Annotated in this window: 8 protein-coding genes and 1 tRNA gene; 3 read left to right on the forward strand and 6 right to left on the reverse strand. The window is 32.6% G+C overall.

Translation table 11 applies throughout. From position 1 onward, the window contains the following. Nucleotides 1-70: 70 nt before the first annotated feature. The gene (serS, locus tag ABIQ27_RS13645) at nucleotides 71-1,342 is read right to left on the reverse strand and encodes a serine--tRNA ligase (protein WP_348034471.1); all 1,272 of its coding nucleotides are present in this window, start codon (nucleotides 1,340-1,342) and stop codon (nucleotides 71-73) included. Nucleotides 1,343-1,520: 178 nt separating this feature from the next. Between serS and ABIQ27_RS13650 the strand changes: the two genes are divergently transcribed. From ABIQ27_RS13650 to ABIQ27_RS13660, 3 genes are all read left to right on the forward strand, one after another. Further along, nucleotides 1,521-3,440: a M1 family aminopeptidase gene (locus ABIQ27_RS13650; RefSeq protein WP_348034472.1), complete on the forward strand. Its 1,920-nt coding sequence runs from the start codon at nucleotides 1,521-1,523 to the stop codon at nucleotides 3,438-3,440. Between the two features lie 78 nt (nucleotides 3,441-3,518). Next, entirely contained in the window at nucleotides 3,519-4,865 is a 1,347-nt protein-coding gene (rseP, locus tag ABIQ27_RS13655) for an RIP metalloprotease RseP (RefSeq protein WP_348034473.1), read from the forward strand. A gap of 235 nt (nucleotides 4,866-5,100) precedes the next feature. Next, nucleotides 5,101-5,174: transfer RNA gene (locus tag ABIQ27_RS13660), tRNA-Asn, on the forward strand. A 148-nt stretch (nucleotides 5,175-5,322) separates the two neighbouring features. Here ABIQ27_RS13660 and ABIQ27_RS13665 read toward each other — a convergent pair. Genes ABIQ27_RS13665 through ABIQ27_RS13685 form a run of 5 tightly spaced genes read right to left on the reverse strand, consistent with a single transcriptional unit; the run spans nucleotide 5,323 to nucleotide 11,666 of the window. Continuing rightward, complete coding sequence (locus ABIQ27_RS13665) at nucleotides 5,323-6,447, reverse strand: DNA methyltransferase (RefSeq protein ID WP_348034474.1); 1,125 nt, start codon at nucleotides 6,445-6,447, stop codon at nucleotides 5,323-5,325. Beyond that, nucleotides 6,447-7,811: a DNA double-strand break repair nuclease NurA gene (locus ABIQ27_RS13670; protein WP_348034475.1), complete on the reverse strand. Its 1,365-nt coding sequence runs from the start codon at nucleotides 7,809-7,811 to the stop codon at nucleotides 6,447-6,449. The genes ABIQ27_RS13665 and ABIQ27_RS13670 overlap by 1 nt, the downstream gene beginning before the upstream one ends. Before the next feature lie 11 nt (nucleotides 7,812-7,822). Then, nucleotides 7,823-10,066, reverse strand: coding sequence for a DUF87 domain-containing protein (locus ABIQ27_RS13675; RefSeq protein WP_348034476.1), 2,244 nt, complete (start codon nucleotides 10,064-10,066; stop codon nucleotides 7,823-7,825). 8 nt (nucleotides 10,067-10,074) lie between these two features. Beyond that, nucleotides 10,075-10,698: a hypothetical protein gene (locus ABIQ27_RS13680; RefSeq protein ID WP_348034477.1), complete on the reverse strand. Its 624-nt coding sequence runs from the start codon at nucleotides 10,696-10,698 to the stop codon at nucleotides 10,075-10,077. Next, entirely contained in the window at nucleotides 10,695-11,666 is a 972-nt protein-coding gene (locus tag ABIQ27_RS13685; RefSeq protein ID WP_348034478.1) for a hypothetical protein, read from the reverse strand. Before ABIQ27_RS13685 ends, ABIQ27_RS13680 begins: the two co-directional genes overlap by 4 nt. Between the last annotated feature and the right edge of the window lie 324 nt (nucleotides 11,667-11,990).

Here is an 11,990-nt window from a genome sequence, read left to right on the forward strand (position 1 = left end):
AAAATGAACAATGCACTAAAGTAACACATTTTGTGTTGGCTTAGTACATTGTTTACGAAAGATTAACTTTTTAGTTTATGATGTCAAAACCAGTGTATTTACGCAATACTTCCGGTATTACAATACCTTCCGGAGTTTGATAATTTTCTAAAATTCCGGCTAAAACCCTTGGCAATGCTAATGAACTTCCGTTCAAAGTATGTGCTAACTGAGTTTTGCCTTCTTTTCCTTTAAAACGCAGTTTCAGACGGTTTGCCTGGAACGTTTCGAAATTTGAAACCGAACTAATTTCCAGCCATTTATCCTGTGCCGTAGAAAACACTTCAAAATCATAAGTCAGAGCCGAAGCAAAGCCCATATCTCCTCCGCAAAGACGCAGAATTCGGTAGGGTAATTTCAATTCCTGCAATATTGTTTTTACGTGTTCCACCATTCCGTCTAAAGCTTCATAAGATTTATCAGGATGCTCGATGCGAACTATTTCTACTTTGTCAAATTGATGCAAACGGTTCAAACCGCGAACATGCGCACCATAAGAACCTGCTTCACGACGGAAGCAAGGCGTATAACCTGTACAAAGAATCGGCAATTCACTTTCCTGCAAAATCACATCGCGGAAAATATTCGTTACCGGAACTTCCGCAGTTGGAATTAAATATAAATCGTCGGTAGCGTCGTGGTACATTTGTCCTTCTTTATCGGGTAATTGACCAGTTCCGTAAGCAGAAGCTTCGTTTACCAAATGCGGCACCTGGAATTCCTGATAACCCGCTTCGGTATTTTTATCTAAGAAATAAGAAATCAGTGCGCGTTGTAATTTGGCTCCTTTTCCTTTATAAACCGGAAAACCTGCGCCAGTGATTTTTACGCCCAATTCAAAATCGATGATGTCGTATTTTTTTACCAATTCCCAGTGTGGCTGTGCACCTTCATGCAAAACCGGAATGTCGCCTTCTTCAAAAATATTTAGGTTTTCTTCAGGAGTTTTTCCAACAGGAACAATGTCTGCAGGAAGATTAGGCAACTGGTACATTTTTTCTAAAAGTTCGTTGGCAAGAGTATCTGATTTTTCAGAAAGTTCTTTGCTTGTTTCTTTTAGCTGAACTGTTTTTAGTTTTAAGATTTCAGCTTTCGCTTTTTCGCCATTTTTCATCAAATCGCCAATGGCAGCTGAAAGTTTGTTGGCTTCCGCCAAAGTATTGTCTAAAGCTACCTGAGTGCTTCTTCTGTTTTCGTCTAATTGGATTACTTCTTCCACGAGTGTCTTCACATCCATGTTTCTTTTGGCCAAAGCCGTAATCACTTTTTCTTTATTATCCCTGATGTAACTTATCTGTAACATGACTTTTCTTTATAAGGACGCAAATTTAATGAAATGTTTGACATAACCTTTCGCTTACACGAAAACTTAGGTTTTTCTAATCAAATAAAAATCAACCGAATAGAAGCATAAATTATAATTTTTTTGGCAGAAGACTAATTCAATAATTATTATATTCGCAAAAATTTTTGCTATTACCATGAAAAAAATCTACTTATTATTACTTTGTTTTACAATTTCTTTTGTTTTTGCACAAAAAAATTTGAACAAAAACAATTCAATTGCGGAAGCTGAAATGAAATCGGCTTCGCAACTTATGAATATTGAAGTCAATCCCAACACTGCCAATTACAACATTACTTATCACAGATTGGAATTTACGGTTAACCCAACGGTAAAATTTATTACAGGAAAAGTTTTTACCACTTATACGGCATTGACAAATATGACTACCATCACATTTGATTTTGCTAATGAATTAGTAGCAAGTTCGGTCAAAATGGGAGCTGCTAATTTGACTTTTGTTGAAAACACCAATAATGAATTGATTATTACTTTACCTGCAACACAATTAGCCGGAACTTCGGCCACAGTTGAAATTAATTATTCGGGTGTTCCGCCGGCAAACGGTTTTGATTCTTTTGTTAAATCGACACATAACGGCAGTCCAATTATCTGGACACTTTCAGAGCCATTTGGTGCCAGGGATTGGTGGCCTTGTAAACAGGATTTGAATGATAAAATAGATACTATTGATGTTTACATTACGGCGCCATCACAATATATTGCCGTTTCTAACGGAGTTGAAACTACGGCGCCGATAATTTCGGGAGCTAATAAAACGACACATTTCCATCATGGTTATCCGATTCCCGCTTATTTAATTTGTATGGCGGTTGCAAACTATAGTGTTTATAATCAAACTGGCGGAACGGCGCCTAACGAATACCCAATCATCAATTATATTTATCCTGAAGATTTAGCTGATGTTCAGTCGCAATTGGATGAAACTCCTGGGATTTTAAATTTGTATGAAAACCTGTTTGAAGTCTATCCATTTCACAATGAAAAATATGGTCATGCACAATTTGGCTGGGGCGGAGGAATGGAGCACACGACGGTTTCGTTTATGGTCGGATTTAGCAGACAGTTGATTGCTCACGAAATGGGACACCAATGGTTTGGCGATAAAATAACCTGCGGTTCATGGAAAGACATTTGGCTGAATGAAGGATTTGCTACCTATTTGGCAACTTTGGTAATTGAAAATTTTGATGGTGTAGATGCTTTTGTAAACGAAAAACAAAGCATGATTGATAATATTACATCAAGTCCAGCCGGGAATGTTTATTTGACAGATGCGCAGGCTACCAGCGTAAACAGAATTTTCAGCAGCCGATTGACTTATGATAAAGGCGCTATGGTTTTGGAAATGCTGCGTTTTAAACTGGGTGATGCTTTGTTTTTTCAGGGAGTTAGGAATTATTTAGCAGATCCAAATCTTGCTTATAAATATGCTCTGACTACAGATTTACAATCACACTTAGAAGCAGTTTCTGGTCAGGATTTAACCGAATTTTTTAACGATTGGATTTATGACCAAGGATATCCAACCTATACGATTACAGCACAAAACTGGGGTGCAGGGCAAGCCAAATTTGTGATTAATCAAACACAATCGGATGCTTCGGTTTCTTATTTTGAAATGCCGGTTCCGGTTAGAATTCATGGCGCTGGTGGACAACAAGCAGATTTGTCATTGAACAATACTTTTGACGGAGAAGAAATTATTGCGAATGTTCCTTTCCCAATTGCAAGTGTTGAATTCGATCCCGAACGACATATCATTTCGGCTAATTCTATCGTTACATTAGGAAATCAGAATTTTGATTTAGACAACGCGGTTTCGATTTATCCTAATCCAGGTTCGGATGTTATTCATATTCAAATGCCAACTACTTCAACATTAGAAAAAGTGATTGTTTATAACAATTTGGGTCAAAAAGTTATGGAAAATTCAACCTTAGATTTTTCTGTAAGCAGTTTGTCAACGGGTGTTCATTATGTGGATATTCAGACAGCAGAAGGCATTTATCATAAAAAATTCATAAAAAAATAACCTTAAGCAAATTATTATGTGTAAGAGTAGGGTGGAAACCTTACTTTTGTGCGTTTAAAAGAAATCGATACATAAGAAATGGAAATTGCAATCAAATTATCTCAGTTTTTACTGAGTTTATCAATACTAATTATACTTCACGAACTAGGGCATTTTATTCCTGCCAAATTATTTAAAACAAGAGTAGAAAAGTTCTATTTGTTTTTTGACATCAAATATTCTTTACTAAAAAAGAAAATCGGCGAAACCGAATACGGTATTGGTTGGTTACCACTTGGAGGCTATGTAAAAATATCAGGAATGATAGACGAAAGCATGGACAAAGAGCAAATGGCATTGCCACCGCAACCGTGGGAATTCCGTTCTAAGCCAACCTGGCAACGATTAATCATCATGCTTGGTGGTGTTACCGTGAATTTCATTTTGGCTTTCATAATTTATATCGGAATGACATTCTTTTATGGAGAGCAATATATTGCTAACACAGAAGTGAAAGATGGTATCTGGATTGCCAATCCGGTAGTGGAGAAAGCAGGATTAAAAACCGGAGATAAATTAGTTTCTATAGATGGTGAAAAAGTGGAACGTTTTTATGAATCAAACGAAAAGGCGCTTTTCTCTAAAGAGATAGTGGTGCTTCGTGATGGTAAGGAAGTAAAAGTAAATTTCCCGGTGAACTTTATCAACCAATTGATGGATGGCAAAAAAGCGTCGTTATTAGATTTGCGACTTCCTTTTATTGTTGCTGAAATTCAAGTGGATTCTCAAAACAAAACGGTATTGAAGAAAAAGGATATTATAACCAGTTTTAATGGTAAGCCAGTACAATATGCTGATGAAGTCATAGCGGCATTAGATACTTTGAAAGGCAAAACAATTCCTGTACTTATAAAAAGAGACGATAAAGAAATTGCTGCGAATATAAAAATTAATGATAGTGCCAAGCTTGGAATTAAATATGCGGCTAAAATTCCTTATGAGGATTTAGAAAAGTTGGGATTGTACAAAGTAAGCAAAGAAGAATTTGGTTTCTTTGAATCTATACCTGTTGGGATAAATAAAGGTTTTGACCAATTGGCGAGTTATGGTAAACAGCTAAAAGCTATTTTCACTCCAAAGACTGGTGCTTATAAGGGAGTAGGTGGTTTTGCTGCCATCTTTAATATATTTCCACAAACATGGAGCTGGGAAGCGTTTTGGGGAATTACGGCTTTGTTATCAATTATGCTCGGTGTAATGAATTTATTGCCAATTCCGGCATTGGATGGTGGCCATGTAATGTTTTTATTATATGAAATGATTAGTGGCAAAAAGCCTAGCGATAAGTTCTTAGAAAACGCCCAAATGGTTGGCTTTGTACTACTTATTGCGTTGTTGTTATTTGCCAATGGGAACGATATTTATAAGGCAATTTTTCATAAATAATATTTTTTGAAATTTTCTTTATTTTTTATTTGTAAAAAATAAAAAACGTATTATATTTGCAACCGCTTTAAAAAGGTAACACACCTTCCTTCTTAGCTCTTCCGATAGCTATCGGAAGGTTAGAGCATCTGACTGTTAATCAGAGCTCCGATAGCTATCGGAGTTGGTTCGAGAAGAATAAAGCTACGTTCTCATAGATTATTGAAAAAAAATAGGTTACTAAAGATATACAGTTTCCTTCTTAGCTCAGTTGGTTAGAGCATCTGACTGTTAATCAGAGGGTCCTTGGTTCGAGCCCAAGAGAGGGAGCTTAAAAGCCCGATACGAAAGTGTCGGGCTTTTTTTATCTAAACTCTAATGAAAAATAGATCATCTGATATGTGTAAACAAATGTTGTAGACGAAAGCGGAAAAAAAGTCAGGAGAATTTATTTGAAAATATAATTAAAGAACGGAACTCATTTTTTCAAAATAATATCAATCTCGCCTGGTTTCATTGACTTGTCACCATATAGTTTTGTCTGTGTTTTAGTATCTTCAGTAAGAGGTTTTTCAATAACCGATATTTTGTGTTTTGGAAAATGTTTTTTTAGAATTTCAAGTGTAGAATTAAAGGTAAATTCTCGTTTGTCAGTTCGAACATAAATAACGCTCTTTTCTTTCATAATTTTAGAACAATGCATAAAAACATTGTCAAGTAAATTATAATACTCTTCTTTGTTTACAAATCTTCCTTTATACTTATCTTTTAAAGACTTGTGGTTTTCATTGCCTCCTAAAAGCCAAAGCCTTAACCATTGGTCAGCATGGTAATCTGTTATTGACCAATATGGGGGAGAAGTAAAAAGTAATGAAAATTTTATATTATTGTTTAAAGCTCTTTGTGATATATTAATTAACTCGGAAGAACTATCACCAAAAACTACGGCGCTTTCAGTAACTTTAGGTTTCCCTTTTTGATACCTCCATTCAATTTTTTTAAGAATAAAATCACATGGATTTATTTCTGGTGGAGAAGTCATATTGTTCTTTTTCCACCATTTGACTGAATAATTCATTCCCATTGATTTTGTCATCCTCATTTGATTAGAAAGCCCTTCGCCAAGTTTTGCATGAAGATAAATTAACAAAATTGACATCAATGTTGCATCGACATTATTATTTTTCCAATTAAGATTAGCCCTAGCAGATAATAAAAATTTGAGTACTTCGTCACAATAACAAATACGATAGAACTCAGGCATACGCTTGATAGCTCTATTATAATAATTTTTTCTTCTATAAATTTCTAATAAACGATCTGTTACTTCGTTTTTGTCAGCTGGTTGAAGTTTTACAGTGCCATAAAGCCAACCAACAGGATTAATTTCAATACCTAAACTATTTCTTCCTAAAACTCCACCGGCGTATATACTACTACATCTACCAGCAAAGGGATCAATAATATAATCTCCTTTTTTTGAATACTTTTCTACAACATCAAAAGCAAATTCTAAAGGGAACATTGCATAGTAAGGACCAAATCTAGCCCAACGAGATTCAGCAGTTTCAAAACCCTTTAATATTTTCTCTTTTGTTATCATTATTTAGATTGTTCTCTAATTTCTCTTGCTATATCTTCAAAAATTCTTTTTCCTAAGTTTAGCGGGATTGCTGCTTCAGCATGAGCAGAAACTAAAGGTGAAACAGAATTAGGATATCTACTCGATACTAATTTATCTAGTAAATTCATCACATCAGCAAGTCTTGTAAACTGGTCTAGATTTGACGTCTCTAAATTACTTTGATAATCGTTAAAACAAGCTAAAACAGGTACGGTTTTTTGACCAGATGAAGTTTTATAGAATAACTTTCTGCCAAAGTAAGTGTCGAGTCCATATTGTTTTTTACTATCTGAAAAGATTATGTTCTTTTTTATATATTCATCATTTAATAAGAATGCCGATTGTTTAGGAAATTTATCTGTAAATCCATCTTTAGTAGTATCAATTTCAATAAAGTGGTTGAAAAAAGTTCCTGATTTTTCTATGCCAATTATTAATAAGTCTTGACCATTTATTTCTTTTTGCAATTCGTTAATTCTAGTCAATTCATGACTAATAACTTTTGTTAACCATGATGAAGTACTAAAAACCGCTAAAGGGCCGTCCATAATAAATGCTACTCTGCGAAGAGTTGACAACCAACCTTTCCGCTCAAAAGCTCTTAGAATATGAATAAGCCAAAGTTTCTCAAGAGTTGACATTATTTGCCCAAACATTTCACCGTTACTACCACCAGAATTCATAAGTTCATGTAAACGAAGAGCATCAGTAGAAAATAATGATTCACCTGAATATGGGCAATTATATTCTCCATAATCATAGGTCATTTCTTCATCAACATCTTCAATAGGGCTTTTTGGAAGGTTTTTTTCGTTGAAATTTTCTCTTTTACTTCTAAAAAGATGTTCATATGTGTCAAGTAAAGATTCCCCATCAGTAAAAATGATATTACTTTTCAACTCTTCAAATAAAGCTCGTCTTAAGGAAGATTTAGCATTTTTTTCATTATCTAAAATCACATTGCATCCTGAAAAAACACTTTCTATTGTCGAAGCTTTTTCAGTTTCACGAAATTTTTTAGGTTCTATAAATTCCTTCTTTTGTAATTCACCTATTAATTTCAAATCTATCAAAACAGATGCTATAGTTACATAACCAAATTCTGCACCTGGGAAACCATTCTCTGCTTTAGCAGCTAAATTGCTACCATCAATGGCTAAAATTAAATCAGGCTGTAAATTACTTTCTGTCAAGTCAGATTTCTGAATTATCAAATTATCAAAATCTTCAGAATCTTCCTCTTGTTTTCTAATTTTAAATCGGTTTTGAAGTGATTTTACCTTTTCACTATCAAGAAGCCGTCTAAGAGGTTCATAACTTGCAAATTCTCCTTCAAAACTCATAGGATGTTTTTTTATACTTCAAACCTGTCAACTTGAACAGGAATTACAAATAGGTTACTTAAAGTTTTAACTCTTAAAAATCCTTTGTCTTGCGCCCTCCTTATTGAAGGCTCAAAATCCGCAAAGTCATAATATTTACAGAGTTCTTTTGTTTCGTCAGTATTATTTAAGTGACTAATAAACCAATTAGCTGTGTTTTTAAGAATATTCTTTTGAATACTGCTTACTTCTTGAGTTGCATAAACCATCCCTATTCTATATTTTGAACCTTCTTTGGCTGTCCTTACCCATATATCTGACAAATCTAAATCATTTCCGGCAGGTAGAATATTATGGGCTTCTTCTAAATATACTAAAATTTCAGGAATGTTATCATCACCATTTCTAAACGCTTTTTGATTTTCTCTAAAAATATTCCACATTATACGATTAGCAGAAGACTTATTTAATTCAGGTTCTCCACTTGACTGATCAATAATTACCAATTTCCCTTCTTTTAAGTCACTATATATATCTTGAGCATAGTCAGAACCTATAGTGATTGTATGCTGAATGTTGACTCCCCCAACAAGATTTATTGCTTTTGAATAGTTAAACATTTCGAGTAAACTTTCTAAATCTGCTTCTGCCCAACCTTCACCCGTCGCATCGTCAGTTTCATTGTCTCTATGGCTATTAATATATCCTTGGTTAAAAGTATTATATTCAGCGGTTGATAAAAAATGAAACAAACCTTCAAAGGTTTGCGCTAATGCATCCCAACTTACGTTATTTTGTCCCAAAGTTTGTCCTGCGGCATTAATTAATCCTACTTTGCGAGTAAATCTAGCTGGACTATAACTAGTCATTGCATTTCTCAAATCAGCATTAAAAACACCTGTAATATTTACAGTTCTATTTGGTGGTGCAAATCCTGCTTTATTTAATAAAGCTCTATAAACAAGTACCCTTCTATTAAATCTTGTTAGCTGACCTTGATATTCAGAATTATTTTCGTATTCACTCTCAATTGGTGATTTAAAGGCAATCTGCTTAAAATTTTTAAAATACTGTGCAGATTGTTCTGCTATTTTAAAATCAATTATTTCTTTTCCAATTTGTAAATTTTCATCTTCATAGAAGTTTATTTTCATTAATCTGCGGAATGGATCAGAAGGATGTGAAAGGATACCATATGTGACTACTTCGTTTTCAACAGCAAATTTAATTTCATTCCAGATTTTCTTCTTTTTATCACTATCTTTCTCTGCCTTAAATGATACTTTAAGAGTATCAGCCTTTAATTTAAGCGAATTGTCTTTTCTCCAAATATTTTTCAAAGCGTTTGGATTTCCAGTTCCATCTTTATCTTGAATATTTTCATTAGCATATTCCCCATTAGGGTCAAATATAATTTGTCCTATTCTTAAGGGTTTATCATTTTTATTTTCACTAGTTCTTAATTCAAATACCGATTTTGCTATTATTTTAGTTGTATTAGATTTTCCGGTTCTTGTCATTCCAAATAATGCCGATTTTTGAGAAAGTAAATCAGCAGGGTAAATATAAACAGGGACGTCATCTATTTTTTGATACTTACGATTGGTTGATGCATATCTTACATGACCAAGTTTTACTTTTTCCGTATTTCCATATTTTTCGATATGTTCTTGTAAATTAGAAGGATCAGTATAATTGACTATATGTTCTAATGCTTTTTCATTTGGTTTATAGACTTTTAATCCTCTATTAGGATAATAGTTAGATATATCGCTACCAAATTTTAAATTTAAAGGTGCTTCTGGATTTTGCTCATTTTCTTCCAAAAAGAAAGTCCCAATTATTCGACATTGTACACCTGCAAAACCTAAAAGGTTTTTTGTTCTCGCATCCATTGATCCAACATCATCCCAATGTTTTTCTGTTTCACCACTTATTCTTTGAGCGGTTTCAACTCTAATTCTTTCAGCTTCCCTGTCTTGAGGTAACGCAGCAGAGTCCATTACTCTTAAGAGGATAAAAGATGAATCCTCATTTTTAAAATTTATATCATTGGAGTTTGGATCTACTCTAGAAGCAATCAAAAAACTTAAACTCGGAATCCCTCCTACTTTTTCGCGGTAAAAATCATGAATGATAACCCTTGTGGTTTCATAGTTTATCGAATACAAATCTCCAACATATTCAGATGTTTGAATTAATTTTTGAAACCATTGTTTAGTCTCTACTTTTTTATCATCACCTTTTCTTGCATTTACAATATCCTCGATTCCCATAACTAAAATTATTTTAAATTATTAAATTCATATAAAGTGAAATCAGTCAAATATATAACTGATTTAGTAATGAAATATAAAAACTGAAACATAAAAAAAACAAATAGAAAACGGTATAAAATAATTATGCTAACTTTAAATGTCAACCAACAATCAATTGTTTCAAAGTTAAATTCTACTGTCGATAAATGGAAATTCAATAGTGAAGAGAAAAAAGAACTTGCAATAACAAAAAAGATGCAAAGTATTGCAACTATTATCGAATATGATAAAGTAAATGAAAAATTCTTGAGGTAATTAAATGTTCTATTATTAAGGATGTTAATTTCTTCTCTTTCTTTTAATTCTGATATAGTTTCATTCTCTTTTGTATTTATTGTTTCAAGTTTGGTTAATTTGTCTGGTATTTTTAACAAAACACTATACATTAATCCTGAAAATAACGATAAAAGCATTGCGAGTATTTTTGAGTCCTCAATAAATTTATCATCCTTATAATATACTAGTAAAACACTCAATGTAATAATAACCAAATACACTATAATCAATTCCAGATAATTTAGTTTACCATCTTCCTTGATATAAATACTTTTTGTAGCATTTAAATAAATGCTCCATATTTTTTTTATCATAATCTTTCTATTCTACTATATTGATCAGCCACTAATTCTCTTAATAATTCATCACAAAATCTTTTTAAATTTAAAAAATTCGGAGTTCCATTAACATCTAAAGGAACTTTCCCATCTAAATAAATCCTTGGCATAACATCTTGCACATCCAATTCAAAAGTAGATTTTTTGTTTGTATTTAAATTTTCTAAGACAACTTTCTTTTTTCTGGAGCCATCTAAAGCAACATTATTAAATTGTAAACCAGATAAAATTCTATTCATAAACCCAATTTTTTCACTTGGAATAATATTCTCACCAGCTGGTTTAATTGTAATTTCAATATTATAATTTGCACATAAATTGGCAAACTCTCGGTTTTCCGTCATAGAATTTGATAAAACACTCGTGTTATAACTTAACCCTACAACTCTACTATTATTCTTAAACTCATCCCTTATACTGTTTGGAAGTATTGGATTGCAAACAGCTTTATTGTAGCATCTAGTGACTTTGAATAAATCAGTTATATGCTGAATAAACTCTTTACGTATACTTTCACCACCATAGATTTGAAAAAATAGAAATCCAAAATTACTATCTAAAGGAAAATGAAGATGAAAGAAATATTTATCATTTATAACATCACCGCTTAAGTCTTGTTCGTCATCTCTATTTAATAAAGGAGATTTTGTTTTTCCATTACCTTTTGGACCTCCTTTTAGTACTCCCCAAATTGTATTATTTGGTACATCAATTCCAAATTCTTCAACATTAGTACTTAATGTGAAAGCTTTACTTCTTATTTCTGTATATGCTAAATCAATGTGGTTGATAAATAATTGGGCAAATTCTCCGAAGAGATTTTCTTCAATATTAATACCGTCAATATTGGAAATTAAATCATCAAAACAATTATTTCCATAGTCAGCAACAGGTTTTAATACTATGGTAAAAACTTCTAACTTAACAGTTTCTGGGTTGTTCATTTATTGTGGTTTAATTTAATAATTAGTAATATACCTTAATCTCAATTATCTAAGAACAAGGCACGCCAAAGCATTCCAATAAGACTTTTGTGGTATTTGTTTATTTGAAGAAAGCTAAGTTATATAAATAATTTTAACATATTGAAAAATGTACACAAAAAGTGTACTTCCGTTGTATAATTATTGTTTATGAAATTAAAGAACAGAAAATTTTTTTTTAACACTCCTGTTTCAAATCAATTCCAAATTTAAAAGTTGCAACAAAAATTGTGGCAAAGTTTTTGAGTTGCAAAAAGTTGCAACAGGAATGTTAAATTTTTTTGC

The sequence above is a fragment of the Flavobacterium sp. genome (assembly GCF_039916025.1).
GTDB lineage: Bacteria > Bacteroidota > Bacteroidia > Flavobacteriales > Flavobacteriaceae > Flavobacterium.

Coding starts and splice junctions, on each gene's coding strand:
- serS (WP_348034471.1), bottom strand. CDS start 1,342: ATGTTACAGATAAGTTACATCAGGGATAATAAAGAAAAAGTGATTACG.
- ABIQ27_RS13650 (WP_348034472.1), top strand. CDS start 1,521: ATGAAAAAAATCTACTTATTATTACTTTGTTTTACAATTTCTTTTGTT.
- rseP (WP_348034473.1), top strand. CDS start 3,519: ATGGAAATTGCAATCAAATTATCTCAGTTTTTACTGAGTTTATCAATA.
- ABIQ27_RS13665 (WP_348034474.1), bottom strand. CDS start 6,447: ATGATAACAAAAGAGAAAATATTAAAGGGTTTTGAAACTGCTGAATCT.
- ABIQ27_RS13670 (WP_348034475.1), bottom strand. CDS start 7,811: ATGAGTTTTGAAGGAGAATTTGCAAGTTATGAACCTCTTAGACGGCTT.
- ABIQ27_RS13675 (WP_348034476.1), bottom strand. CDS start 10,066: ATGGGAATCGAGGATATTGTAAATGCAAGAAAAGGTGATGATAAAAAA.
- ABIQ27_RS13680 (WP_348034477.1), bottom strand. CDS start 10,698: ATGATAAAAAAAATATGGAGCATTTATTTAAATGCTACAAAAAGTATT.
- ABIQ27_RS13685 (WP_348034478.1), bottom strand. CDS start 11,666: ATGAACAACCCAGAAACTGTTAAGTTAGAAGTTTTTACCATAGTATTA.